General features: G+C 60.0%; 28 protein-coding genes and 1 pseudogene. 13 read left to right on the forward strand and 16 right to left on the reverse strand.

Annotation, left to right across the window (positions count from 1 at the left end; genetic code table 11):
• Positions 1-32 precede the first annotated feature (32 nt).
• The 3 genes from H1204_RS52985 to H1204_RS29140 all read left to right on the forward strand — a co-directional run bounded on the left by H1204_RS52985 (position 33) and on the right by H1204_RS29140 (position 1,550).
• Positions 33-158, forward strand: coding sequence for a hypothetical protein (locus tag H1204_RS52985; protein ID WP_346015752.1), 126 nt, complete (start codon positions 33-35; stop codon positions 156-158).
• A 561-nt stretch (positions 159-719) separates the two neighbouring features.
• Complete coding sequence (locus H1204_RS29135) at positions 720-1,019, forward strand: hypothetical protein (protein ID WP_180731916.1); 300 nt, start codon at positions 720-722, stop codon at positions 1,017-1,019.
• 246 nt (positions 1,020-1,265) lie between these two features.
• The gene (locus H1204_RS29140) at positions 1,266-1,550 is read left to right on the forward strand and encodes a hypothetical protein (RefSeq protein ID WP_042304718.1); all 285 of its coding nucleotides are present in this window, start codon (positions 1,266-1,268) and stop codon (positions 1,548-1,550) included.
• 381 nt (positions 1,551-1,931) lie between these two features.
• Here H1204_RS29140 and H1204_RS29145 read toward each other — a convergent pair whose 3' ends face one another.
• The 5 genes from H1204_RS29145 to H1204_RS29165 all read right to left on the reverse strand — a co-directional run bounded on the left by H1204_RS29145 (position 1,932) and on the right by H1204_RS29165 (position 9,807).
• Positions 1,932-4,991, reverse strand: a complete 3,060-nt coding sequence (locus H1204_RS29145) for an efflux RND transporter permease subunit (protein WP_180731917.1) — start codon at positions 4,989-4,991, stop codon at positions 1,932-1,934.
• Positions 4,988-6,055 carry an efflux RND transporter periplasmic adaptor subunit gene (locus H1204_RS29150; RefSeq protein WP_243468697.1) on the reverse strand — a complete coding sequence of 356 codons (1,068 nt, stop codon included), beginning with the start codon at positions 6,053-6,055 and terminating at the stop codon, positions 4,988-4,990. The genes H1204_RS29145 and H1204_RS29150 overlap by 4 nt, the downstream gene beginning before the upstream one ends.
• A gap of 49 nt (positions 6,056-6,104) precedes the next feature.
• A complete protein-coding gene (locus H1204_RS29155; protein ID WP_346015753.1) occupies positions 6,105-7,346 on the reverse strand; it encodes a TolC family protein in 1,242 nt (413 codons plus the stop codon).
• Positions 7,347-7,986: 640 nt separating this feature from the next.
• A complete protein-coding gene (locus H1204_RS29160) occupies positions 7,987-8,661 on the reverse strand; it encodes a hypothetical protein (protein WP_180731919.1) in 675 nt (224 codons plus the stop codon).
• 258 nt (positions 8,662-8,919) lie between these two features.
• On the reverse strand, positions 8,920-9,807 hold the full coding sequence (locus H1204_RS29165; protein WP_180731920.1) for a LysR family transcriptional regulator: 888 nt from the start codon (positions 9,805-9,807) through the stop codon (positions 8,920-8,922).
• A 210-nt stretch (positions 9,808-10,017) separates the two neighbouring features.
• Here H1204_RS29165 and H1204_RS29170 point away from each other — a divergent pair, with 210 nt between their 5' ends.
• The 7 genes from H1204_RS29170 (at position 10,018) to H1204_RS29200 (ending at position 16,588) form a co-directional block, all read left to right on the forward strand.
• A complete protein-coding gene (locus H1204_RS29170) occupies positions 10,018-11,274 on the forward strand; it encodes a CoA transferase (RefSeq protein WP_243468698.1) in 1,257 nt (418 codons plus the stop codon).
• On the forward strand, positions 11,271-12,434 hold the full coding sequence (locus tag H1204_RS29175) for an acyl-CoA dehydrogenase family protein (protein ID WP_180731921.1): 1,164 nt from the start codon (positions 11,271-11,273) through the stop codon (positions 12,432-12,434). The genes H1204_RS29170 and H1204_RS29175 overlap by 4 nt, the downstream gene beginning before the upstream one ends.
• A gap of 9 nt (positions 12,435-12,443) precedes the next feature.
• Positions 12,444-13,232: an enoyl-CoA hydratase/isomerase family protein gene (locus tag H1204_RS29180; protein ID WP_180731922.1), complete on the forward strand. Its 789-nt coding sequence runs from the start codon at positions 12,444-12,446 to the stop codon at positions 13,230-13,232.
• A 21-nt stretch (positions 13,233-13,253) separates the two neighbouring features.
• Positions 13,254-14,003 (forward strand): electron transfer flavoprotein subunit beta/FixA family protein, encoded by a 750-nt coding sequence (locus H1204_RS29185; RefSeq protein ID WP_180731923.1) that lies wholly within the window; start codon positions 13,254-13,256, stop codon positions 14,001-14,003.
• A gap of 18 nt (positions 14,004-14,021) precedes the next feature.
• Positions 14,022-14,960: an FAD-binding protein gene (locus H1204_RS29190; RefSeq protein ID WP_180731924.1), complete on the forward strand. Its 939-nt coding sequence runs from the start codon at positions 14,022-14,024 to the stop codon at positions 14,958-14,960.
• A 4-nt stretch (positions 14,961-14,964) separates the two neighbouring features.
• Positions 14,965-15,876: a hydroxymethylglutaryl-CoA lyase gene (locus H1204_RS29195; RefSeq protein WP_180731925.1), complete on the forward strand. Its 912-nt coding sequence runs from the start codon at positions 14,965-14,967 to the stop codon at positions 15,874-15,876.
• 181 nt (positions 15,877-16,057) lie between these two features.
• The gene (locus H1204_RS29200; protein WP_180731926.1) at positions 16,058-16,588 is read left to right on the forward strand and encodes a cupin domain-containing protein; all 531 of its coding nucleotides are present in this window, start codon (positions 16,058-16,060) and stop codon (positions 16,586-16,588) included.
• 31 nt (positions 16,589-16,619) lie between these two features.
• Here the strand turns inward: H1204_RS29200 and H1204_RS51600 are convergent, their stop codons facing one another.
• Both H1204_RS51600 and H1204_RS29205 read right to left on the reverse strand, forming a co-directional pair.
• Positions 16,620-16,988, reverse strand: coding sequence for a hypothetical protein (locus tag H1204_RS51600; protein ID WP_243468699.1), 369 nt, complete (start codon positions 16,986-16,988; stop codon positions 16,620-16,622).
• Between the two features lie 5 nt (positions 16,989-16,993).
• Complete coding sequence (locus H1204_RS29205) at positions 16,994-17,779, reverse strand: hypothetical protein (protein WP_243468700.1); 786 nt, start codon at positions 17,777-17,779, stop codon at positions 16,994-16,996.
• Positions 17,780-17,946: 167 nt separating this feature from the next.
• Between H1204_RS29205 and H1204_RS29210 the strand changes: the two genes are divergently transcribed.
• Both H1204_RS29210 and H1204_RS29215 read left to right on the forward strand, forming a co-directional pair.
• Positions 17,947-18,252, forward strand: coding sequence for a hypothetical protein (locus H1204_RS29210; RefSeq protein ID WP_180731927.1), 306 nt, complete (start codon positions 17,947-17,949; stop codon positions 18,250-18,252).
• A gap of 558 nt (positions 18,253-18,810) precedes the next feature.
• The gene (locus H1204_RS29215) at positions 18,811-19,311 is read left to right on the forward strand and encodes a GNAT family N-acetyltransferase (protein ID WP_180731928.1); all 501 of its coding nucleotides are present in this window, start codon (positions 18,811-18,813) and stop codon (positions 19,309-19,311) included.
• 377 nt (positions 19,312-19,688) lie between these two features.
• Here H1204_RS29215 and H1204_RS29220 read toward each other — a convergent pair whose 3' ends face one another.
• The 6 genes from H1204_RS29220 to H1204_RS29245 all read right to left on the reverse strand — a co-directional run bounded on the left by H1204_RS29220 (position 19,689) and on the right by H1204_RS29245 (position 21,331).
• Positions 19,689-19,922 (reverse strand): hypothetical protein, encoded by a 234-nt coding sequence (locus H1204_RS29220; protein WP_180731929.1) that lies wholly within the window; start codon positions 19,920-19,922, stop codon positions 19,689-19,691.
• A 91-nt stretch (positions 19,923-20,013) separates the two neighbouring features.
• Positions 20,014-20,238 (reverse strand): hypothetical protein, encoded by a 225-nt coding sequence (locus H1204_RS29225; protein WP_180731930.1) that lies wholly within the window; start codon positions 20,236-20,238, stop codon positions 20,014-20,016.
• Between the two features lie 49 nt (positions 20,239-20,287).
• Positions 20,288-20,512 carry a hypothetical protein gene (locus H1204_RS29230; RefSeq protein ID WP_180731931.1) on the reverse strand — a complete coding sequence of 75 codons (225 nt, stop codon included), beginning with the start codon at positions 20,510-20,512 and terminating at the stop codon, positions 20,288-20,290.
• Positions 20,513-20,560: 48 nt separating this feature from the next.
• Positions 20,561-20,785, reverse strand: a complete 225-nt coding sequence (locus tag H1204_RS29235; protein ID WP_180731932.1) for a hypothetical protein — start codon at positions 20,783-20,785, stop codon at positions 20,561-20,563.
• A 48-nt stretch (positions 20,786-20,833) separates the two neighbouring features.
• Positions 20,834-21,058, reverse strand: coding sequence for a hypothetical protein (locus H1204_RS29240; protein WP_180731933.1), 225 nt, complete (start codon positions 21,056-21,058; stop codon positions 20,834-20,836).
• 48 nt (positions 21,059-21,106) lie between these two features.
• Complete coding sequence (locus H1204_RS29245; protein ID WP_180731934.1) at positions 21,107-21,331, reverse strand: hypothetical protein; 225 nt, start codon at positions 21,329-21,331, stop codon at positions 21,107-21,109.
• Between the two features lie 458 nt (positions 21,332-21,789).
• On the opposite strand from H1204_RS29245, the pseudogene H1204_RS29250 reads away from it, so the two are divergent.
• Positions 21,790-22,290 (forward strand): annotated as a pseudogene (locus H1204_RS29250) (integrase); the annotation flags it as partial.
• 271 nt (positions 22,291-22,561) lie between these two features.
• On the opposite strand, the gene H1204_RS29255 reads toward H1204_RS29250, so the two are convergent.
• The 3 genes from H1204_RS29255 to H1204_RS29265 form a co-directional block, all read right to left on the reverse strand.
• Positions 22,562-22,795, reverse strand: a complete 234-nt coding sequence (locus H1204_RS29255; protein ID WP_180731929.1) for a hypothetical protein — start codon at positions 22,793-22,795, stop codon at positions 22,562-22,564.
• A gap of 91 nt (positions 22,796-22,886) precedes the next feature.
• Complete coding sequence (locus tag H1204_RS29260; RefSeq protein WP_180731930.1) at positions 22,887-23,111, reverse strand: hypothetical protein; 225 nt, start codon at positions 23,109-23,111, stop codon at positions 22,887-22,889.
• A gap of 49 nt (positions 23,112-23,160) precedes the next feature.
• The gene (locus H1204_RS29265) at positions 23,161-23,385 is read right to left on the reverse strand and encodes a hypothetical protein (protein ID WP_180731935.1); all 225 of its coding nucleotides are present in this window, start codon (positions 23,383-23,385) and stop codon (positions 23,161-23,163) included.
• Positions 23,386-23,440: the final 55 nt, after the last annotated feature.

Here is a 23,440-nt window from a genome sequence, read left to right on the forward strand (position 1 = left end):
TGTTGGGCGAACTGGTCAGTGTGTAGCGGCTCTTGGGGCCAGACGATCGCATCGCACAGCAGTTGTACTTCACCACCGTGGGCGATCCAATCGAGCGCTTCATCAATAGTGAGTGGCAGGCGCAGATCATGGCAGCAACGGCCGCACATGGTGCATGAAAAGTGAGTCGACATTAGCAGGATCGACGAACGGTTATTGGCTGGTTAAGTTAGTTCGTCGGGCAGGTGGTGCCGGTTACACGTCGATGGCCTGCCAGGTGAAAATGGGTTGTTCACGGCTTACAAAGTCGACGTCTGAGCAACTTCGGCCAATTTCATTCAATCGACATCATCTCGTGAAACAAGACAATCGAGGTTGTGAATGCAGGCAGCAACCCGGCCGCCGCCTTTTGACGGGACTTGCCGATGGGCCGTGATGAAATGACTCGTTTGCCGTACCGACGTGGCCGACAAGATGCAAAGAGAGGAAGCTTCGAGGGGACGAGGGTGTTACTGAGCGTTTCACGACAGATTCGGAACTGCGGGCGCCTAACGCAATGACCAGGGACCGACAACGCTGGAACTTTCAATTCTATCCGCTTTGCTGCGGCTAGCAAGCCATCCGTTGTTTTGAACCCAACGCTTGCCTTCGTCGCCCTGCAGGTTTGCTCTGGATATGCAACGATGGTCGTGCAACTCGCACCGGTTTGAAGACGCCAGTCAACCCAACGGGGAGGGTAGATGAGAGAAAATGCCGAGACGTTATTCGTTGCATCCGAGGACATTGCAACGGCGTTGAACCTGCTGGAGAGCATTGAGGTCGAGATCGGGTTCGATAGCGATGATCCGGAGAGCGTCGAGCAGGCGATTCTTGCTGTCGAGGAGGCGATCAATGCTCGACTGAGCGGGCATCGCGGCGATGCACGCATCGAATCCGCCATCCTTCGCGTCAAATTGGACTTCCGGTGCGCGATCCTCGATCAAGCCTCATCCGACGAAGACGACGATGGGCCCATCAGCAGCATCCAAACCGTGCATTGAAATGTTCGGGTCCATATCACCCGATCGCCGATTGGGATCGGGTGTAGCGGATAAACTGATCCGTCAGTGATGTCGCGAATGTCGTACGTTTAAGTGGTTGGATGTCATGGGCGTGCAAAACACGCGTGAGAGTCTGTCGAAGGATTTGAAAGGCTAGCGTCGTCGGCGCCGCTAGCAGAATTGCACCGAGCTCGTTGCTGCATCATGTCGACTTGATAAGCTGGCCACCCTGTACAGGAGAATGATTTGACCGAGCGCTCATCTGAATCTCGCGTTACTGGATATCCCGGTGACTCGTTCGAAAGATTGTTTATCGACCTGGGCGAACATTCGGCACACAAAGCGCTTCTTCTACTCACAGACGCGATTCATTGCCAGCAGCGCGACATGAACGCGTACGACTGGCTTTCGGGTGCACTCCCCGGCGCGACCTTGAAACCAGCATTCGCGTTCGGTACCGTTGGCGAGCTTTATCGCTCCTTTGTGAGGCCGACGGAGTTTGCACGTCTGAACGCTCTGCGACGCTCGTAGCAGATTTTCGACCACGGTGGCGCGGTCAAAATTCACGCTTCGATCGTGAATACGACTCGACGGCTTATCCGATCTACGCGATGTGGGCACCCGGTCGCTCAGCGATGCTGACGCTCAACTTTTACCAGTAACGACGTAGAAGTGTAAAACTGGCGGCATCGAAATCGCTCGCTTGCCGCACATAAAAAACGGGCCCGGCATGATAGCCGGGCCTCATAAAGGCAGTCGTGGCAAGCGATCGAACGTATTGATGTACCGTCGATGCCCGCAATTCAACCACCTGCGTGGCTGGTATGCCGCCGAGACAAGGCAAGCTTAACGGTCTATCGCTTAGGGGACTCTTAAGCGTGCGATTCGAACGGTTTCGTATACATCCCTGTTTCAGGTGCTTCGCCCTGATCGCTGCTTCATCAGAACCTGCAGCAGTACGGGCAACAGCAACAGCACAAGCGGGAACTGCACGATGAGTCCGGAGATGATGGCAATCGCGAGCGGCTGTTGCATTGCCGAGCCTTGTCCCAATGCGAAGGCAAGCGGCAGCAGTGCAAGGATCGCAGCGATGGTCGTCATGGCGATGGGGCGCAGACGGTTCCTGCCTGCATCGATAAGCGCGCGCTCGAACGGCAAGCCGTCATCGCGCACGAGACCTTGCAACTCCGACACGTAGAAGATGGCAACCTCCGTTACGATGCCGATGATCATCGTCATGCCCATCATCGCGGAGATGTTCAGTTCGATCCCCGTGAGCCACAACCCAATAAATACAGCGCCCGTCGCGAGCAGTGGCATCGCCATCACCGCGAGCGCGACCCGAAAGCGCTCGTAAAGAAAAAGCAGCAGACCGAAAACGAGCGCGACGGCCGCGCCGAACACAGTAAGCAGACCCTTGAAGGCAATTTGCTGCTGCTGATACAGACCGCCCAGTTCGTAGTAGACGCTCGAAGGCAACAATTGAGGTGCTCCAAGTGCTTTCTGGACTTCCGCGACGGTAGAGCCCAGATCACGCCCGTCGATACGTGCCGTCACGGCGACCATGCGCTTCAGATTGTCGCGGCTGATCTCAGGCTGACCCGTGACCTTGACCATGTCAGCCACGCGTGCAACAGGAAACAGATGACCGTCTGGCGCCCGCACGAGCAACTGGCCGAGTTGCGTGTCGGTGAGACTCAGCGCATCGGCGACACGTACACGCACGCCGATGGTTTTCGGTCCCGTCTGGAATTGTGTCGCGACGCTGCCTTGCACCATGTCGGAAACGGCCTGCGCAACGGACTGTACGTCCATTCCTTCAGCTGCCGCCGCGTCAGGACGGATACGCAGTTCCAGCGCATCACCGGCGGGATTGATGCCATCGTTCACATCGACAATCCCGGGAATTTTGCCGATGCGCGCCGCGACCTTGCGCGCGGTGCTGTCGAGTGTGACCTGATCGTCGGAGTAGATCTTTATCTGAACAGGCTGCGGCACAGCAGTCAGATCGCCAATCAGATCCTCCATCAGCTGGGCGAGTTCGACGCTTACGCCGGGGACCTGGCGCTCGATCTGTGATCGGATTTCCTCCATGACGGTCTCTATCGGCTCGCGATTGCCGGACTTGAGACGCACGAAGAAATCTCCGCGATTCGGTTCGTTGAGGTCGCCGCCCAAGCCCGCACCTGTGCGACGCGAATACGTGGAGACATTCGGATTGGCCTGCACGATGACTTCGATCTGTTGCATCAACCGGTCTGTCTCGGCCACCGATGTGCCAGGCGCGGTGTGATAGTCGAGCACAAAGCCGCCTTCGTCCATGGTTGGCATGAATCCGCTGCCGACCTGCGTGAACGCGAACGCGGCAACGGCAACAAGAGGCACGACGCCGACGAGGACGAGCAAGGGTTTCGAAGTCACATGTACGATCAGATACGCATAGCGACTGTTCATCCAGGTGGCGAGCCGCGTTTCCTTATGTTCTTCCGCATCCTTCGCCTTGAGCCATCGATCGCACAGAATCGGGACGGCCAGCCATGTGATGATGAATGAAATGAGTAGCGCGCTCGCCATCGTCACGGAAAGGGCCTTGAAGAAAGCCCCCGTCACGCCGGAAAGAAACGCGAGCGGCACAAAGATGATCAACGTTGCAGCAGAGGAGCCCGCGAGCGGCCGGGTGAATTCCAGGGCTGCCGCCATCACGCGACCATGAAACCCTTGCGCGCCAGCCTCGCGCATGCGTCGAACGATGTGCTCGATCATGACGATTGCATCGTCGATGACCAGACCGACGGCGGCAGCCATGCCACCTAGTGTCATGATGTTGAAGCCCATGCCAAACACATCGAGCAGGAGGATCGTCGCGGCCATGACAACAGGCACTAGCGCGACTGCGATGGCCGTTATCTTCCAGTTACGCAGAAATACGAACAGCGTGATCGCGGCGAGCACGACACCGATCATGATCGCATCGCGCACGCTTGACGCAGATGCGACCACCAGTTCGCTTTGGTCGTACCAGTTGGCGAGGTGAACGCCGGCGGGGATTTTATGCTGAAAATCCGCAAGCTTCGTATGTATGGCGCGCGCCATCGCGACGCTGTTCGCGCCGGGTTGCTGATAGATGTTGACGAGTACGGCGTCCTTGCCGTCGGCTGTCACGCGCATCCACTGAGGCACAACGCCCTGCTGTACTGTGGCAACGTCACCGAGCAGAACCTGAGTAGAACCAGCAGACGAAACCACTACGTGCTTCAGTTCGGCGATGCGCGTGATTGTCGAGTTCGCGATGACCAGATAAAGCTTGTAGTGATCTTCGATACGACCCGTCGCCATCAGCACATTGCTCGCGCCGATTGCCTTGGACACGTCGGCGAGTGATAGTTTGTATGCCGCGAGACGCGCGGAATCGATGGCAACTTCAAACTCGTCCTGTGCGCCGCCCATTACGTCGACTCGCGCCACGCCTTCAACCGACGACAGCAGGGGACGCAACTGAAATTGCGCGAGATCGCGCAATGCAGTTTGAGACTGCTGCTGCGAGGTGAGGCTATAGGCGAGCACAGGGAACACCGTGGGGTCCATGCGGCGCACCTGCATCGTGGTGCCCTGCGGCAGCGTCGCAAGGATTTCGCTGATGGCCGATTGTGCCTGTAGCGTCGCCTGCGACATGTCCGTACCCCAATCGAAATTGATCGATATTTCTGCGGCGCCACGGCTCGTTTTCGACTCGACGTCGCGCACGTTCGGCACTCGTCGCAGGGCTTCCTCTACGGGCATCGTGACGAGGGTCGTCATCTGTTCGGCCGGACGGTCGCCCGCATCCAGCGAAACAACCGCGCGGGGGAACGCTACGTTCGGAAACAGGGAAATCGGCATGCGAAACGCGGTGAGTGCGCCCGCAATGGCGAGTAACCCGACGACGAACAGCAAGGAACGGCGATGCCTTTGCATCCATTGACCAAAGTTCATCGCGATGTTCCCTGGTCTGGTGTCTGTGCTGCAGGCTGGCTCGCGCCACCCATCCGGATCTGTGCGCCGTCATGTAACTCATAGTTTCCGACGACGACGAGCGGCCGTGTCGCGTCGAGAGCGCCATCGACACCATAGCGGTCGCTGTCTTCGACGACAGTCTTGACGTTCACCCGATGCGCCCGGTTGTCGCTGCCGGTTTGATATACGAAGTCGCCGTGTGCGTCGGTCAGGACGGCGCTGCGAGGAACGATCCAGTGCGTGCCCGATTGAGTTGCGATGTCGGCCTTTACGCGCGTACCCGGAATGAAGGCACTTTGCCCAAATGGCACGCTGGCGCCGATATTCACGAGCTGGCTTTGCGAATCGACAGACGCACCGACCATCGTGATGCGGCCGCTCACATGCGCTGTCTGAAGCGCGGTCGACAGACCGCTGACGGTGATGACGTCGCCGGCACGAATACCTGCCGCATCAGAAGGCTCGACGCCCAGTGTGACGTTAGGCCTTGCATTGTCGCCACGCGTTTCCGACGATAGCTGAAGGACGGGCGCGCCTGCTTGTACCTGATCGCCCTGGGCCGCCGATACTTGCGTGACGACACCATCGTGCGGCGCTACGATTGTTTTGCGTCCGCTGCTGTTTCCGATGCCGAGTTGCAGTTGCGCCTCCAGTGCCTGCGCGGCGTCGAGGGCGGCTTTGCGGGCGGTGGCGAGCTGCGATTGCGTTGCGAGTGACTTCTCGTAGAGCGATTGCGTGCGGGCAAGTTCATCCTTTGCGAGCTGTGCGGCGCTTTTCGCCTGTGCGGCCGCGACGACAGCCGCAGGATCGGCCAGAACCACAAAGAGCGGCGTGCCGCGCGAAACGGCCTGACCGGCCTGCACACGCATCTGCTCTATGCGCGCTATGTAAGGCAAATCTATGGTCGATACATTGGACGCCGAGGCGGCGACCACGCCGTATGCATGCACCGGGCGCGCGATCACGCCGCGGGCGGGCGTAACTGTCTGAACCGTAGTGACAGGCGCATCGTCCGCACTCGCATGCATGCAGACGAGAGCCATGGCAACTGCGATGGATCCGACTGCGGTGTGTCGGAATAGGGGCGTGCGGTTATTTCGCATGGGCTTCAGTAAAGGTTCGTGCGGATGAGAAGGCGTCGGGGATCGTGCTACCAAGCAGCGCCTGTAAGCCGACACGCTGTTCGGCAAGCGACTCCCGTAGCGTCGCGGCGTCAAGACGTTTGGTGACTGCTGCGCTCTGTGCGTCAACATAGGCGCCGAGTGCGAGGTCGTGCTGCATGTAAGCGTCAGCAGCGTGCCGTGCGGCACCGTCGACATCCGGAAGCGCCTGCCTGGTGGTTTGCAACTGGTGGGAGAGAATTGCAGTGTCGGCACGCAGCTGCGCGACGTCTGCGTAGGCCGTGTTCAGTCGATCCTGATACTCGTCGCGCAGACGCTGCCGAGTCGCACGCTCGATTGCTACGTTGCCCTGGTTGCGGTTGAAGATCGGCAGGCTCAGGTTGATCTGGAATCCGCTGGTGTAGATGTTGGAAGTGTCACGCGCGCGCACGAATCCGACAGACAGGCTTGGGAACTGGCTGATGATCGCTGCGCGATATTTCTGTTCCTGCGCCTCGTAGCCCGCCTTAAGCGCGAGCAAATCCGGGCGACGTTCGGGTAAGGCCCGCAGAGCTTCGTCGATCGCTGCGTCCTCGATCGCGACGTCGCTGTCCTCGCCTGTCAACGGAAGTTGCACGTCCTGTGCGAGCCCGAGCAGCGCGTTCAGATCGTGATGCGTCTGCTGTGCAGCACGTTGTGCGTCTGTGTACTGACGGTTTGCATCCGAGTAGGCAGTGAGTGCGGCAGTCGTGGCGTCCTCCGTCAGATTGCCGTCGTGTTGCGCCTGGGCCATCCTCTCGTAACGTACGCGAGTCAGGTCGCGCTGCTGCTGCAAAAGTGGCAACGTCTCCTGCTGAAAGCGCGATTTGATGAAGAGTTGCTTGGCTTGCGCTACGGTCTGCCATTCCTGCCAGAGCAAGCCCAGGTCAGTTTTGGCGACGGTGGCATCGGCCGATTGCCGGTTCGCGCTGCGCGTGACGATCGCCATCACGTCCATGCTGATGCCATAGTTGAACGCGCGTGTTGTGCCGAGCTGGCCCGGATAGTCGCTCGAAATGCTCAATTGCGGATCAGGCAAAAGGCCCGCGGAATATGCCTGTGCGCAGGCGATATGGAGATCGTCCCGCGCGAGCTTCAAGGCAGGATTGTTTGCTACCGCGAGCATCGCGACTTCTTCGATATCAAAACCATCGGATGGGTCGAAGCGATGCGATGCGAGCTCCGGCAATGGCATGCGCGATGTATCGATCTGGATGCGTTCAACCTGCGTGGCTGATGTACTTGTCGAAGATGGGGAGAGCGGGTCGCTGTGGTACCACGCGCAGCCTGAGAGGGAAAGGGTGCAGGTGCCCAGTAGTATGGCGAAGCGCTCTCGCCGTGAACGCGTGTGTTCGCGTGCGTAGCGGATGGCAGAATGAACGGACAAGGTGTGCTCCTGGACAATAGGGCGCTCGTGTGCAGATTGCTTACGAAAGTCGCTGGATTGTCCGGAGCGGGCGCTTAAGACACGCTTAAAGCTATGCGCCTGACGCGCTTAAGCGCGTGTTAAGGAAATGGTCTCCACAATGCGTGGACGTTCGGGAGACGTAGAGCGATACGCTGTCGACTGGTGGCGGATGACGCAATGTAAGAGTGGCGACACGTTATCGATGCGGACAGGCGATCACGTCGCTATCGACGCTCACCAGCACGCGCTCACCAACGTTTGGAGATCGGTGCCCCGGCGCTCTTGCGCGAATGGTAAATTGCGCGGCGCTGGATAGTTGAAGGCAGATATCCGCGTCTCTTTCGTTGTACGTGACGCTCGTGACCAGCGCGTCCTGAACAGTGCTATGGTCCGCGGTCGTTTCGGACGCGGACAGAAGATGATGGTGTCAGGTGTTTAACGCCTCGTTGAGTCCCGGTACGTCAGCTCGCCGACTGGTCACGGACTCCGCTCGACGCTGAAGCGACGTCTTGCGTTCTTCCTCAGCGTGCTTGATGAAGTCAGACAGTTCACGCTCCATGGCTGAATCCTTGGCGCCAGGTTTCCACGTTGCGGCGCCGTGCCGTCGGCGCGTGGTCCGGGCAAGTGCTAGCGCAGCCATTGCAGTCTTTGCACATTCGTATTGAACCAGACCGCAAAGGTCGGTGGGCTCGCCGAATTCCCGGAACGCTTCCACATACTCTCGAGTGGCGTGCACCGCGGCCGGATACTCGCGTAGTTCAGAAACGACTTTGCGGCTCAGGACGTTCCATCGAAGCTTGTCTGGATAGGCAAAGGCCGCGACGGACACGGTCGTGATCGCTTCACGGTTCATCGAGCCGGTCGGCACCGCCGCCGCCCAGGCGGCTTTATGCATCATCGTCCGGCATGTTCGGGCATAGCTCTCCAGCGACAGCGCCAGTTCTAGCGCAGTATCGCGTCGTTGGGACCTGTATTCCCGGACATCTCTTGCATAGATCCATGCGAGCGTGATGACGGAACCGATCGCGCTTGACGCCAACGCCGAAGCAATCGGGGAGTTCCAGCTAAGTCGCTGAAGATATACGAGCCATTCCTGCGGCATACCATGCGCTTCGGACAACGAGGTGCAGAGAGTATAAGCAATCGTTTGCGGACTATTTTGAGCAAAAAAATACGGATTGTGTTTTTGCCACGATTAAGTCGATCTGGCGAGGTTTGCCTTGACAAACCCAGCCGAAACGGGACGTGCGCTCGCACAGCAAAGGGGGAAGAGTGAAGTCAGAGTTCGATCGCACTCGAACCAATTCGCAACCAGACGATTGAATTCTCCTACCTGGGCAACCCCGGAGGCGACCGTTAATCAGTGCTCTTCCAGAACGGAAAGCAACGAATGCACGCCGGCGGAAAGATTGTCACCACGCCACGCCGCGGCAATCTTGAGTTCGAGGTGCTCGGAATCGTTCTCGAGATCCTTGTACACCACTCCCGGATGCGGGCTGTTTCGCACCTGAGCGGGCAGCAACGCTACCCCCATCCCTGCAGCCACCAGACTGACCATACTCGCCATTTGCCACGCCTCGTGGGCAATCCGTGGGCTGAACCCGGCATCGTCGCAGGCCAGCAGAAATTTTGCGTGGAGGCTCGGACTCTTGTCCGCCGGAAAAATCATGAAAGGCGCTTCCGCGAGGTCCTCCAGGCGCAATGATCGGGAAGCCGCAAGCCGATGATCTCGCGGCAGGACCGCGATGAAACGCTCGACCTCGATGGTGCGCATGTTGAGGTCGGCCGCGTTGACGAGTGGCACCCGGACAAGGCCGAGATCGAGCTTGCCGGCGTGCAGGCTCTCTATCTGTTCCACCGAGGTTTGTTCGCGCAGATCCACGTGAATCGCCGGGAACCGGGTCCGGAACTCGCGCAGGATTCGCGGCAGTAGCTCATAGCTCACCGATCCCATAAAACCAATCGCGATTCTGCCCGTGAGCCCTTCGCTTGCGCGCCGGGCGATATCGATCGCCCGCTGTCCTTGCGCGATCAACTCCCGTGCTTCGTCCAGGAATGCTCTCCCAGCCGGTGTCAGCGCAACAGCGTGTTTCGAGCGGGCGAAAAGTTGCACCCCGACCATTTCTTCCAGATTCTTGATCGCCTGACTGAGGGGAGGCTGTGCCATGTGCAGCCGCGCGGCGGCGCGCCCGAAGTGCATCTCTTCGGCGACGGCAATGAACTGGTTGAGCAGGCGGCCAGGAATCATGGTGAGACAAGAATAATATTAAAAACGACAAATTCCATATTGGACGAATCTTACCAGCTATCCCACACTGCAGTTCATCGAAACCCCATCAACGCTTCAAGACGCTTCCCGCACCTTGAGCCAAGGCAGCCGGAAACGACGCGAGCAAAGGAGAGCGTCCATGACATGCAGTTCCATCACCCAGCAATGCATCGAACGGGGGATCAGGCCATGAAGACCGGGCGCGGCGGTCCGCTCGCCGGCATCAGGATTCTCGACCTCACCACGGTGATCATGGGCCCATTCGCCACCCAGATCCTCGCGGCGCTCGGTGCCGATGTCATCAAGATCGAGTCCCCCGAAGGCGACAACATGCGTCATGTCGGGCCGATGAATCACGCGGGCATGGGGCACATCTTCGTGCACGCCAACCAGGGCAAACGCAGCGTCGTGCTGGATCTCAAGCAGCCAGCGGCGCACGAAGCGATGATGAGGCTGATCGATGGCTGCGATGTACTGATCTCGAACATTCGCCCCAAGGCGCTGGCGCGTCTCGGCCTCGACTACGAGTCGGTGCGCGCACACAACCCGCGCCTGATCCACGTGTCGTGCTGCGGCTTCGGGCAGGACGGTCCGTATGCCGCCAGGTCTGCGTATGACGACCTGATACAGGGCGCGACAGGGTTGCCCTGGCTGATGAGCCAGTATGGCGCCGACACGCCTTGCTATGCGCCCGTGACACTGGCGGACCGCGTGACCGGCTTGCATGCCGTCTATGCAGTGACTGCTGCGCTGTACGAGCGCGAACGCTCGGGCATCGGACAGTCGATCGTGGTGCCGATGTTCGAGGCCATGGCGCAGTTCGTACTCGGTGACCACCTTGGAGGGCTCAGCTTCGATCCGTCGAACGGCGACCCCGGTTACGCCAGGCTGCTCACAGCACATCGTCGACCCTACGAGACGAAGGATGGGCATCTTTGCGTGCTGATCTACAACGACAAGCACTGGAAAGCCTTCTTCGCTGCAATCGGCCAGAGTGAACGTTTCGAGCGCGACACCCGTTTCTCGAATCACACGAATCGGGCGCAGCACATCGACGAGATCTATGCGCAGGTGGCCCAGCTGATGCGTACGCGCACGACGGGCGAGTGGCGGCAACTGCTCGACGCCGCGGATATTCCCAACATGCCGATGAATACGCCGCTCGACCTGCTGGACGATCCGCACCTGAACGCGGTGGGATTCATCAAGCGAGTTGAGCATCCGACGGAGGGATGCTTGCGCACCCCCGGCAATCCGACGGCATGGTCGCGCAGCGCGTGCCCCGATGCGTCACCGTCGCCACGCCTTGGCGAGCACTCGATCGAGGTGCTCGAGGAACTGGGCTACTCAGCCGCACAGATTGCCGAGCTTCAGGCCTCCGGAGTGACGGGAGAGCCGACCTCAACCAGGACCTTGGCGTTTGCTGAATCACAGGAACAGAAATGAACTTCGAACTGAATGAAGATCAGGAACAGATCTGCGACGCAGTTCTGCGCGTGTGTGCCCCCTTCGACGCCGACTACTGGCTGCGCAAGGACCGTGAAGGCGGATTCCCCGAAGATTTTCATCGCGCGCTGGCCGAAGCCGGTTGGCTCGGCATCGCGATGCCGCAAGAGTATGGCGGCGCCGGGCTTGGCATCACGGAAGCAGCACTGATGATGCAGACCATCTCGGCGACGGGTGCCGGCCTGTCTGGCGCATCAGCCGTCCATATGAACATCTTCGGCTTGCACCCTGTCGTCGTGTTCGGCACGGACGAGCAGAAGCAGCGCTGGTTGCCGCCACTCATCGAAGGCAGGGACAAGGCCTGCTTTGCGGTGACGGAACCGAACACCGGCCTGAACACGCTCAAGCTCAAGACACGAGCGACGCGGCGCGGCGACCACTATGTCGTGTCCGGTCAAAAGGTGTGGATCTCCACCGCGCAGGTGGCCAACAAGATATTGCTGCTGGCGCGCACGACCCCGATCGAGGAAGCGAGTGGGACACACGGCCTGTCGCTTTTCTATACCGATCTCGATCGTTCTCGCATCGAGGTTCGGGAAATCGAGAAGATGGGCCGCAAGTGCGTCGATTCGAACCAGGTGTTCATCGATGAACTGATCATCCCGGTCGCCGACCGGATCGGCGAGGAAGGCAAGGGATTCGAGTACATCCTGCACGGCATGAATCCCGAGCGCATCCTGATCGCTTCCGAAGCGGTGGGACTCGGCCGTGCCGCTCTTCAGCGGGCGGCGCAGTATGCGAACGAACGCGTTGTGTTCGACCGTCCGATCGGCAAGAACCAGGGCATCCAGCATCCGCTCGCGCGCTCGTGGATCGAGCTTGAAGCAGCGAACCTGATGGTGCTGAAGGCCGCGTCGCGATACGACGCTCACAGGAGCTGCGCCGCCGAAGCTAACGCCGCGAAATTTCTCGCCGGGGAAGCCTGCTTCGACGCTTGCCAGAACGCGATCCTCACGCACGGCGGCATGGGATACGCGAAGGAATATCACGTCGAACGATACATGCGCGAAGCCTGGATTCCGCGCCTTGCGCCCGTCAGCCCGCAACTGATCTTGTGCTTCATTGCCGAGAAGGCATTGGGGCTGCCGAAATCCTACTGAGACCGAATCATGAGCTATAGAACCATCGAAGTGGTAACCCGCGACCGGGTCGCAACTATCTGGCTGAACCGTCCGGAGGTGCGCAACGCACTCAATGAGACCGTGATTGCGGAACTCGACGAGAGTTTGACCGCGCTCGGCGCGAACAGCGATATCCGGGTCGTCGTGTTGGCAGGTCGCGGCAAGGCGTTCTGTGCAGGTGCCGACCTGCAGTGGATGCAGCGCATGGCGACGTATGGCAAACGCGAGAACGAGGCCGATGCAATGCGTCTGGCGACCATGCTTCGGACGCTATACCAGTGTCCGAAGCCGACGGTCGCACGTGTGCACGGTGCCGCGTATGCCGGTGGGATGGGCCTCGCCGCGGCGTGCGACATGGTGGTGGCGGCGAAGCGTGCGGAATTCTGCCTCTCGGAAGTCAGGATCGGGCTCGTGCCCGCAACGATTTCGCCATATGTGGTGCAAGCGCTCGGCGTTCAGGCGGCACGTCGATACATGCTGACGGCGGAGCGCCTTTCTGCGGCCGAAGCCCATCGGATTGGGTTTGTTCACGAGGTTCGTGAACTCGACGAGATTGATTCGGCGATCGACGAGTTTGCTTCGTCGCTGTGTATGGCCGGCCCCGCCGCGCTGGCGCAAAGCAAGGCGCTGATTGACCAGGTGTCGAACCGGCCTATCGAAACCGGCCTGATCGCAGATACGGCCGCACTCATCGCGCGCGTGCGTGCGTCCGCGGAAGGACGCGAGGGCGTCGACGCATTCCTCCAGAAGCGCAGCGCCGAATGGGCTTGTCATTGAACTGGAAGAAAAGGAAATCAAATGAAAGTGTTAGTTCCCGTAAAGCGGGTTGTCGACTTCAGCGTGAAAGTCCGCGTGAAATCGGACAACACGGGTGTCGATATTGCGAGCGTGAAGATGTCGATGAATCCGTTCGACGAAATCGCCGTTGAAGAAGCCGTGCGCCTGAAGGAAACGGGCGTGGCGACGGAAGTGGTCGCTGTGTCGGCGGGCGTCGCGCAATGTCAGGAAACGCTGCGCACGGCGCTGGCGATCGGCGCGGATCGTGCGATCCTGATCGAATCGAACGAAGATCTGCAGCCGCTGGCTGTCGCGAAGCTTTTGAAAGCGATGGTCGACAAGGAACAGCCGCAACTGGTCATTCTCGGCAAACAGGCCATCGACGATGACTCGAACCAGACGGGCCAGATGCTGGCTGCTTTGGCTGGTTTGCCACAGGCGACGTTTGCATCGAAGGTTGTCGTGGCGGACGGCAAGGCGACTGTGTCGCGTGAGGTGGATGGCGGCGCGGAAACGCTGTCGCTGAAGCTGCCCGCCGTCATCACGACCGATCTGCGCCTGAACGAACCGCGCTACGTGACGCTGCCGAACATCATGAAGGCGAAGAAGAAGCCACTCGAAACCGTGAAGCCCGAAGACCTGGGCGTCGATGTCACGCCGCGTCTGAGGACGCTAAAGGTCAGCGAGCCGCCGAAGCGCTCGGCTGGTGTGAAGGTGGCCGACGTGAAGACGCTGGTCGAGAAGCTGAAGGCCGAAGCCAAAGTGCTTTGATCTACGGAGACGAACGAAATGAAGATTCTGGTAATTGCTGAACACGACAACGCGTCGATCAAGGCTGCGACGCTGAATACGGTAGCTGCCGCGCAGAAGATCGGTGGCGACGTTCATGTGCTGGTGGCAGGACACAACGCGCAAGGCGCGGCCGATGCGGCAGCGAAAGTTGCCGGTGTCAGCAAAGTCCTGCTGGCCGATGCGCCACAACTGGCCGAACAGCTGGCGGAGAACGTTGCGGCGACGGTGCTGACCATCGCGGGAAACTATTCGCACATCCTCGCGCCGGCGACCGCCTTCGGCAAGAACGTGGCGCCGCGTGTGGCGGCCATGCTGGATGTCGCGCAGATTAGCGAGATCACGGCGGTCGTGTCCGCCGACACATTCGAGCGGCCAATTTACGCGGGCAACGCAATCGCGACCGTGCAATCAGCCGACCCGATCAAGGTGATGACGGTCCGTGGCACGGCGTTCGAGGCGGCATCGGCCGAGGGCGGCAGCGCTCAACTCGAGCTGATCGAGGCGGCGCCTGACGCGGGCATGGCGCAGTTTGTGAGACGAGAGATAACGAAGCTTGACCGGCCCGAGCTGACGTCGGCGTCGATCGTGGTTTCGGGCGGCCGGGGCCTGGGCAGCGGAGAGAACTTCACGCGGGTTCTCGATCCACTGGCAGACAGGCTGGGCGCAGCACTGGGCGCCTCGCGCGCGGCGGTGGACGCAGGCTACGTGCCGAACGACTACCAGGTCGGACAGACGGGCAAGATCGTGGCGCCGCAGCTCTATGTGGCAGTCGGCATCTCGGGCGCGATCCAGCATCTTGCAGGCATGAAGGACAGCAAAGTCATCGCGGCGATCAACAAGGACGCCGACGCGCCGATCTTCAGCGTGGCCGATTATGGGCTGGTAGGCGACCTGTTTGCCGTGGTCCCTGAACTGACTGCGGCACTCGGGGAGTAACAGGATGCACACGAACGAGACAGTACGGATCGTGGAAGTGGGTCCCCGCGATGGACTGCAGAACGAGCAGCATCGCGTTGATACGGCGATCAAGCTCGAATTGATCGAGCGACTTGGAAACGCGGGCCTGACGTGCATCGAGGCCACGTCGTTCGTATCCCCGAAGTGGGTCCCGCAGATGGCGGACCACGCCGAGCTCATGTTGCGCCTGAAGCGTAAAAGCGGGACGCGATACCCGGTCCTCGTACCCAACATGGAAGGATTCGATGCGGCGCTTGCATGCGGGGCGAAAGAAGTTTCGGTGTTTGCCGCTGCGTCAGAGACATTTTCCCAGCGTAATACCAACTGTTCGACGACCGAATCCTTAAGACGCTTTGGGCCCGTCCTCGACGCCGCCATGCGCGAAGGCGTGCGGGTGCGCGGCTACGTTTCGTGCGTCGTCGGTTGCCCTTACGAGGGCGCGATTGATCCGCTGCGTGTCAGTGAGGTCGCCGGAGAACTCTTTGCGCTGGGCTGTTATGAAGTGTCACTCGGTGACACCATCGGCGTGGGCACGCCGGATTCCGTCGCGCGCATGCTGGAGGCGGTGTCCAGGCGAGTACCCGTGGCGCATCTGGCTGGCCACTACCACGACACCTACGGCATGGCGATCGCTAATGTGCACGCCTCCTATGCGTTTGGCGTGCGCGTCTTCGATGCTTCGATTGCTGGCCTGGGCGGATGCCCCTATGCGACCGGCGCATCAGGCAACGTTGCGACAGAGGACGTGGTTTATCTGATGCAAGGGCTCGGTGTGAGCACCGGGGTTGATCTCGACCGGTTAGTCGAGACCTCCGACTGGATTTCGGGCGTACTGGGCAGGAAACCGGCGTCGAAGGTCGCGCGTGCGGTACTTGCGAAACGCACATCTCACTGAGTGGTTGCGACCTGGGTTCTGAAGTGGTCGCTGTGTGGCAAGTCGTCGCGCCTGCACTCAGATCAATCAACTGAAGCCTCGATCGAGACGAGCTATCGCGGATTGATCGCGACGCGGCGCTTCACCCGCTGATTTAATGGGTGAAACATGGTCCTGAGTTCTGTTCACAATGGAGCAAACTATGTCTGCCCCGCAAAACCGTCCAACGGTTTTCACCAAGGAAGAAAACGACACCCTGTCGATCCGCTCGGCCCAATATTCGGCCGGTCTCAACGGTTCGGGCCCGATAAACAGGTTTCATCACGCTAAGGGGCGCGACCTGACCTGGACCAGGGCGGGCTTGCGAGACTTTTTCCGCTACGCTGATCCGGGCATCCGGGCAGCGACAGGCAACCGGCTCGACGTCCATCTCGTCCGGGCCAACGAGGCGCCGCAATACGGCACCGGCTGGCATCGCCACAAACTCGCCTTCCACGCAATCTACATGGTAAGCGGCTGGGCTCGCTTCATGTACGAGGGCAAGCCAGCGTTGGTGGAGAACGGTGATTTCGTCAATATGCCACCCGGCGTCAACCATTACCTCTACGACTACAGTCCGGACATGTGCTTCCTGGAGATCGCCATGGCCGGCACGCCGGACGGCATGATCCCGGAAGAGGCGGTGGAGCCATTCTGCGAGACCCCGGCACCTATGGCTTGGGAGACGAATTGATTCGCCGGCGCCTATCCGGGGCTGGCGGAACTCAGAACAGAGCGGGCCGCTGCTTGCGCCGGGCGCCCCCCTGGCCCTGCGCCAGCATGCGGGCCTGCTCGATCTTGCGTGCGGTCTGAGTGAGCTCCGTGGTCGCCTTCGTGTTCAATTCGAAGATGAACTTGCCCTTGTCGATGTCGGCGAAATCGACCATGACGATGTTGGGCATGAAGACCTTCAGCGCGATACCGTTCGTGTAGTCGGTCGACAAGACGTAGGTCGGCAGCCGCGATTCGATCGCCTCGCCGAAGCCGGCCATCCACAGCTCGGTGAGCGCGGTCGGACGGTTGTCCGGCCCCCACATGGTCGAGTTGCGCTCGCGGATGCTCCGCTTCAGGCCGGTGGTCGTCCAGTACATCATCCCCATCACCTCGGGGCGGAGTTGCGGGCGCCGATCTTCATCAGCCCACTCTGCTTCTCGATGTTGGACGCGATCTTGCCGATGTCGCTGTCGCCGTTGAGGGCGTTCGTGCCGCCCTTGCCGACGAATTGCAGGCCGTCGTAGCCGCTGTTGTAGCCAGTGCCGTCCTCAAGACGCTTGCAACCCCAGATCCCGGCCGTCGAAAGGTAGCCTTGGCCGGCAACTTCGTCGATGCCCTTCGGGGTGAAAAGCACGACGACGTGCTTCTTCAACTGGTCGAGCGTTTTCTCGTTGAGGCTGCCCGTTCCCGTGAAGAGAAAGGTGCCAAGCTCCCGCACGCAAATCTCAGCGATGATGGCCCAGTTCGTGCATTTGTCGAACTTCAGGAGCAGGAATTCGCTGGTGTTGTATTTCACGAAATCCTTCGCCTGTTGCAGCATGTCCACGAGCCGCATGCCGAACGCGCCGTCCAGCGGCAGCTTGGTGGTGGTGACGTCAGTCTGCCTGCCGCCCAGGTCGAAGACGGCCTTGTTCTTCTTTTCCTTCAGGTGCGTCAGCTTCGGGTCGGCATGGAAGGCCTTCAGCGTCACCGGCGCGGAGGACTTGGTCGAATCCTTGGTTCCCGCGATCCGCAGATCGAACAGCCGCACGCCGGCCTTGGCCTGCGCGAAGATGTCGAGGTCCTGGGTCTGGACGTTGGCGTCGCCGCCCGTGATGCCCGCGTCGTGGCTGCCGGCGAAGACGATGTCGCAGAGCCGCTTGCCACCGCCCAACGTGTAGTAAAGGATCATGGCCGTCGTACCTCCGATAGAGAGAGTGCGTATTCCGCGCAAACCGAACGCTCATTCCATGTGTAAGCGATCATGCAATCCACGGTTTTCCGAACGCGCATTCCACGCGTAAGCGAACGCTGCCGACGTGGCGATGCGGGTCTGAACGTTTTTACTCCGACACTTCCTTGCTGGTCAAACCATTTCGGCGTTTGCGCATCGACTCGCCGGCTGTGCTGAGATATACCTGCGCACTGACGGTTTTGCAGGCGACAAAAGACTTGCGGAACGTCTCTCTATGGCTCGGCCATGCGGGCATGCAGACCACGGAAAATTACACTCGCAACGACCATTCCGTGAAGTTGGAAGCGCTCGAATCTGTCGCGGCGCCAAAGCTGCGTTCCGGCCGCATCAAAGCCACGGACAAGCTGGTTGCGGCGCGGACCTCTGCAACGAACGCGGACACGAGACGAAGCTTCATTGCGAAATTGTGAAAGGAGGTGACATAGACAAACTCTCCGTGCTCCGAGCCGACAGGCGGGCACGCGATGATTCGGTCGATTCCATTACAAGCTCCCTCAGCTCTCTGTATTGCCCGCGCGAAATGCGGGCACGAACCTCGGCTCGCTTAGCGCAGCCGGGGTGTCGTGCCGAATGTTGCGGTTCGCCTTGCCATCGCGCCAGCTGCTTTCTAGTCTGAGCATATAGCCGGGCAGAGCGGATTTTGCGCTGCCGAATCCGTTGACCCGCGCGAGGCCCACGGCGCCAGCCGGCCTCACGGCATTTCAGGGAACCGATCATGCAGACACTCGACGATTACGTGGACGACATCATCGCCGACTCCACGATGCCCACGCCCCGTAAGATTCTCGTGTTGTCTCGTGCGTTTATCGGGTGTAGTTGCTCGGGGTATAAAGCCACCACTCCCTGGTGCGCCTTTTTCGGTATTTCGTCCACGCGCCTGTTTTTGTGGGCTCAATTATTGTAGCGTTGCCGGTGGGTACGCCTTCCTGGTGGCTAGTCCCCACAGCCCGTTCGCGCGAGGTTTTGTCATGACTACCTCTGAGTTCGCGATTAGATGCCTGCAGCCAGAAGAATGGCATTTGTTAAAGGCTCTTCGTCTGAGAGCGCTTGGCTGCGATCCTCAGTCGTACTGGGAGACTGTGGATGAAGCCAGCGCTCGCGACGACGTGTACTGGAAAAATTTCACGAGCAAAGTGACAACGCCGGACGGGTCCCAAATGTTCATCGTTGAGCATTCTGAAAGCGTTGCCGCTTTTGTATTCGGTGTTAAGAAGGATGATGACGAATATAGCGTCGGGGGCCTTTGGGTCGATCCAGTGCACCGACGAAAAGGATTTGGGAGCTTGCTGGTGCAGCAAGTCATAACATGGGCAAGAGCCGATTCGCATACTGCCGTAATCCGCCTGTGGTGCCATACAGGGCAGGCACTGTCGTTCTATCAGCGAAACGGCTTTCAATCTTTGGATAAATTTCGGACCAACGACGTTGATGGCCGTCAGATAGTTGAGATGATGTGGCGGGGCACTTGATGGTTGTGCGGGCAGTCTGTCTGTTGTCTGAGCGAAGCCGACATCTGAATGTCGACCTAAGCCGGGTCGAAGGACTGGTTCTGGCCGATAACCAATTCGAGACCGCGCTGCAGAGCGGTCGTTGAGATCCTCAGTGGCTGCTCATCCGGTCGCGACTACCCCTCCACAAACAAGAAGGCCCGCCAGCGGGGAACGGACTGGCGGGCCTGAAGCCGGCAAGGGACAAGACCTGACGGCATTCCTCTCAGAACGAGCTTCTAGAGCACATCTTCTCGCAATGCTTACCCCGTGCTGTGGTGCTGTCTTGAACTGTTCGACGGGGTCTGGCGAACCCGGCAAACGTTGTTATATGGGGACGGCCGTTTCCTGCCCGGGACTTACAGCAGTCCCTTGAGAAACTGCAGTCCGCCGAAATTCTGCAGCGTCGGCATATCGATCTTCGTGTCGGTCTGGATGACGGGCGCCACCACGATAGCCGGGCTGGCAAAACCACCGCCGAACGCCGCGTTCACGTTGCCAAAATTGAAGTTGCTGCCGCCGCGCACGGCCGACAGCGCGTCGTTGGACAGTGCCTGATGATGCGAAAGATCCGTGATCGTCAGCGAGGCCATGGTAACGCTCCTGGTTTGGCGTGTGGCGGGACGGGAGAGCACGCACTGCCTGCGATCCGGCAGACGCGGCGCGACTCTCCCGTGTGTGGCTTTACTTGACCAGCTGCAGGCCGCCGAAGTTCTGGATCGTCGGGATGATGACCTGCGTGTCGGTCTGGGTGACGGGCGCCACCACGATCGACGGGCTGGCGAAGCCACCGCCGAATGCGGCATTCGTGTTGTAGGCGTTGTAGTTGCTGCCGCCACGCACGGCGGAGAGCGCTGCAACGGAAAGTTCTTCGTTATGCGAAAGGTCTTTGATGGTCAGCGAGCTCATGATCAATCTCCTGGATACGGTATGGGAAAAAGGGCGATGCGTTTGCGATTTACAGCACGGCCTGCAGGCCGCCGAAGTTCTGGATCGTCGGGATGACGACCTTCGTGTCGGTCTGGGTGACGGGTGCCACCACCACGCCCGGGCTGGCGAAGCCGCCACCGAATGCGGCGTTCACGTTACCGACGTTGTAGTTGCTGCCGCCACGCACCGAGGCGAGTGCTTCGACGGAGAGGTCCGCGTTATGCGAAAGGTCTTTGATGGTCAGCGAGGCCATGGTCAATCTCCTGGATAGGGTATGGGAAAAGGGCGATGCGTTTGCGATTTACAGCACGGCCTGCAGGCCGCCGAAGTTCTGGTTCGTCGGGATGACGACCTTCGTGTCGGTCTGCGTGACGGGTGCCACCACAATGCCCGGGCTGGCGAAGCCGCCACCGAATGCGGCGTTCGTGTTGCCGACGTTGTAGTTGCTGCCGCCACGCACCGAGGCGAGTGCTGCGACGGAGAGGTCTTCGTTACGCGAAAGGTCTTTGATGGTCAGCGAGGCCATGGTCAATCTCCTGGATAGGGTGTGGTAAGAGGACGATGTGTTTGCGATTTACAGCACAGCCTGCAGGCCGCCGAAGTTCTGGATCGTCGGGATGACGACCTTCGTGTCGGTCTGGGTGACGGGTGCCACCACCACGCCCGGGCTGGCGAAGCCGCCACCGAATGCGGCGTTCACGTTGCCCACGTTGTAGTTGCTGCCGCCACGCACTGAAGCAAGTGCTGCGACGGAGAGGTCTGCGTTATGCGAAAGGTCTTTGATGGTCAGCGAGCTCATGGTCAATCTCCTGGATAGGGTGTGGTAAGAGGACGATGTGTTTGCGATTTACAGCACAGCCTGCACGCCGCCGAAGTTCTGGATCGTCGGGATGACGACCTTCGTGTCGGTCTGGGTGACGGGCGCCACCACAATGCCCGGGCTGGCGAAGCCGCCACCGAATGCGGCGTTCACGTTGCCGACGTTGTAGTTGCTGCCGCCACGCACTGAAGCGAGCGCTGCGACGGAAAGGTCTTCGTTATGCGAAAGGTCTTTGATGGTCAGCGAGGCCATGGTCAATCTCCTTGGATCAGTTGTTTCGGGTTGGAAGAGCACGATTTGTTTGCGCTCGCTGCTACATACGCATAGGGTGTGCCAGTCGCCTGCAGAACTCCGAAGCATCACGATAACCGTTTGAAAATAAAAGAGATTCGGTCATAGAGATGTCTCTGGAAGCGATTTTTCAAGCGACCCGGTGATAAATGAGGTCTGTTGCCAGCGAACAGAAAACCGTTTAGCTGTCGGTTTCAACCGAACAGCTACGCAATGCAGCCATCTCCATGACGAACACGCTTCGCGCGACGGATCGCAACTTCCCGCAGTGCGTGAGCGCGGCAAACATCGCAAGTGCTGAAAAGAAGCAGCAACCTTGGAAAAGCGCAGCGCGCGTCCGCTGATACGTTGTGTTCTTGCGCACCGAAAAATCGGCGTTACTTCATCTGCTGCTTTAGCTCATCGACGTCGCGCGCAAGCCGGCCGCGTTGGTGCGCGGCCCCAGCCACGCCACGAAAAAGGGAAGAACTCCGGTGCTCGATGCGACCACGGCGCGGCTGCTGCTCGACCACATCGATATGACGACGCTGATCGGTCTCAGGGATCGCGCGCTGATTGCGCTGATGGAGCTTTTCGTTCGCGCGGTTCGGTGCGGCGCTCGCGATGCGGGTCGAGGAGGTTGACGTGCAGCAGCGTCGCCTGTGCGTGCGGCTGCGCGAGAAAGGTGGCAAGGCGCACGAGATGCCGTGTCGCCGTACGTTCGAGGCAGACCTGCACGCGTAACTCGACGGAACCAGCATCGGCATGGCGACCGGTAACCACACGTTCCGCGCCACGGGCATCACCGCCTATCCGAAAAACGGTGGCACGCTCGGAACGCCGCGGCAATGGCCGATCACGCGTGGACGCACATCACGCAGCTGTATGACCGGCGCCATGCCGACATCAGCCTCGACGAGGTCAGGCGGATTCACCTGTAGACCCGAGCGCGGATGGGCATGTTAATCCCGCGCGTGGCTCCGGTCGCGGTCAACGCTCCGCAAACAAGAAGGCCCGCCAGCGGGGAACGGACTGGCGGGCCTGAAGCCGGCAAGGGACAAGACCTGACGGCATTCCTCTCAGAACGAACTTCTAGAGCACATCTTCTCGCAATGCTTACCCCGTGCTGTGGTGCTGTCTTGAACTGTTCGACGGGGTCTGGCGAACCCGGCAAACGTTCTTATATGGGGACGGCCGTTTCCTGCCCGGGACTTACAGCAGTCCCTTGAGAAACTGCAGTCCGCCGAAATTCTGCAGCGTCGGCATATCGATCTTCGTGTCGGTCTGGATGACGGGCGCCACCACGATAGCCGGGCTGGCAAAACCACCGCCGAACGCCGCGTTCACGTTGCCAAAATTGAAGTTGCTGCCGCCGCGCACGGCCGACAGCGCGTCGTTGGACAGTGCCTGATGATGCGAAAGATCCGTGATCGTCAGCGAGGCCATGGTAACGCTCCTGGTTTGGCGTGTGGCGGGACGGGAGAGCATGCACTGCCTGCTATCCGGCAGACGCGGCGCGACTCTCCCGTGTGTGGCTTTACTTGACCAGCTGCAGGCCGCCGAAGTTCTGGATCGTCGGGATGATGACCTGCGTGTCGGTCTGTGTGACGGGCGCCACCACGATGGACGGGCTGGCGAAGCCACCGCCGAATGCGGCATTCGTGTTGTAGGCGTTGTAGTTGCTGCCGCCGCGCACGGCGGAGAGCGCCGCAACGGAAAGTTCTTCGTTATGCGAAAGGTCTTTGATGGTCAGCGAGCTCATGATCAATCTCCTGGATACGGTGTGGGAAAAAGTGCGATGCGTTTGCGACTTACAGCACAGCCTGCAGGCCGCCGAAGTTCTGGATCGTCGGGATGACGACCTTCGTGTCGGTCTGGGTGACGGGTGCCACCACCACGCCCGGGCTGGCGAAGCCGCCACCGAATGCGGCGTTCACGTTGCCCACGTTGTAGTTGCTGCCGCCACGCACTGAAGCAAGTGCTGCGACGGAGAGGTCTGCGTTATGCGAAAGGTCTTTGATGGTCAGCGAGGCCATGGTCAATCTCCTTGGATCAGTTGTTCCGGGTTGGAAGAGCACGATTTGTTTGCGC

The sequence above is a fragment of the Paraburkholderia sp. PGU19 genome (genome assembly GCF_013426915.1).
GTDB lineage: Bacteria > Pseudomonadota > Gammaproteobacteria > Burkholderiales > Burkholderiaceae > Paraburkholderia.

Bases quoted from the DNA above. Each gene is read 5' to 3' on its own strand.
- H1204_RS29200 (WP_180731926.1), top strand. From the start codon at position 16,058: ATGTCTGCCCCGCAAAACCGTCCAACGGTTTTCACCAAGGAAGAAAAC.
- H1204_RS29170 (WP_243468698.1), top strand. From the start codon at position 10,018: ATGAAGACCGGGCGCGGCGGTCCGCTCGCCGGCATCAGGATTCTCGAC.
- H1204_RS29165 (WP_180731920.1), bottom strand. From the start codon at position 9,807: ATGATTCCTGGCCGCCTGCTCAACCAGTTCATTGCCGTCGCCGAAGAG.
- H1204_RS29195 (WP_180731925.1), top strand. From the start codon at position 14,965: ATGCACACGAACGAGACAGTACGGATCGTGGAAGTGGGTCCCCGCGAT.
- H1204_RS29180 (WP_180731922.1), top strand. From the start codon at position 12,444: ATGAGCTATAGAACCATCGAAGTGGTAACCCGCGACCGGGTCGCAACT.
- H1204_RS29135 (WP_180731916.1), top strand. From the start codon at position 720: ATGAGAGAAAATGCCGAGACGTTATTCGTTGCATCCGAGGACATTGCA.
- H1204_RS29155 (WP_346015753.1), bottom strand. From the start codon at position 7,346: ATGCCATTGCCGGAGCTCGCATCGCATCGCTTCGACCCATCCGATGGT.
- H1204_RS51600 (WP_243468699.1), bottom strand. From the start codon at position 16,988: ATGATGTACTGGACGACCACCGGCCTGAAGCGGAGCATCCGCGAGCGC.
- H1204_RS29145 (WP_180731917.1), bottom strand. From the start codon at position 4,991: ATGAACTTTGGTCAATGGATGCAAAGGCATCGCCGTTCCTTGCTGTTC.
- H1204_RS29185 (WP_180731923.1), top strand. From the start codon at position 13,254: ATGAAAGTGTTAGTTCCCGTAAAGCGGGTTGTCGACTTCAGCGTGAAA.
- H1204_RS29265 (WP_180731935.1), bottom strand. From the start codon at position 23,385: ATGGCCTCGCTGACCATCAAAGACCTTTCGCATAACGCAGACCTCTCC.
- H1204_RS29215 (WP_180731928.1), top strand. From the start codon at position 18,811: ATGACTACCTCTGAGTTCGCGATTAGATGCCTGCAGCCAGAAGAATGG.
- H1204_RS29230 (WP_180731931.1), bottom strand. From the start codon at position 20,512: ATGGCCTCGCTGACCATCAAAGACCTTTCGCATAACGCGGACCTCTCC.
- H1204_RS29160 (WP_180731919.1), bottom strand. From the start codon at position 8,661: ATGCCGCAGGAATGGCTCGTATATCTTCAGCGACTTAGCTGGAACTCC.
- H1204_RS29190 (WP_180731924.1), top strand. From the start codon at position 14,022: ATGAAGATTCTGGTAATTGCTGAACACGACAACGCGTCGATCAAGGCT.
- H1204_RS29205 (WP_243468700.1), bottom strand. From the start codon at position 17,779: ATGATCCTTTACTACACGTTGGGCGGTGGCAAGCGGCTCTGCGACATC.
- H1204_RS29150 (WP_243468697.1), bottom strand. From the start codon at position 6,055: ATGGCTCTCGTCTGCATGCATGCGAGTGCGGACGATGCGCCTGTCACT.
- H1204_RS29245 (WP_180731934.1), bottom strand. From the start codon at position 21,331: ATGGCCTCGCTGACCATCAAAGACCTTTCGCATAACGAAGACCTTTCC.
- H1204_RS29255 (WP_180731929.1), bottom strand. From the start codon at position 22,795: ATGGCCTCGCTGACGATCACGGATCTTTCGCATCATCAGGCACTGTCC.
- H1204_RS29260 (WP_180731930.1), bottom strand. From the start codon at position 23,111: ATGAGCTCGCTGACCATCAAAGACCTTTCGCATAACGAAGAACTTTCC.
- H1204_RS29235 (WP_180731932.1), bottom strand. From the start codon at position 20,785: ATGGCCTCGCTGACCATCAAAGACCTTTCGCGTAACGAAGACCTCTCC.
- H1204_RS29225 (WP_180731930.1), bottom strand. From the start codon at position 20,238: ATGAGCTCGCTGACCATCAAAGACCTTTCGCATAACGAAGAACTTTCC.
- H1204_RS29220 (WP_180731929.1), bottom strand. From the start codon at position 19,922: ATGGCCTCGCTGACGATCACGGATCTTTCGCATCATCAGGCACTGTCC.
- H1204_RS29240 (WP_180731933.1), bottom strand. From the start codon at position 21,058: ATGAGCTCGCTGACCATCAAAGACCTTTCGCATAACGCAGACCTCTCC.
- H1204_RS29175 (WP_180731921.1), top strand. From the start codon at position 11,271: ATGAACTTCGAACTGAATGAAGATCAGGAACAGATCTGCGACGCAGTT.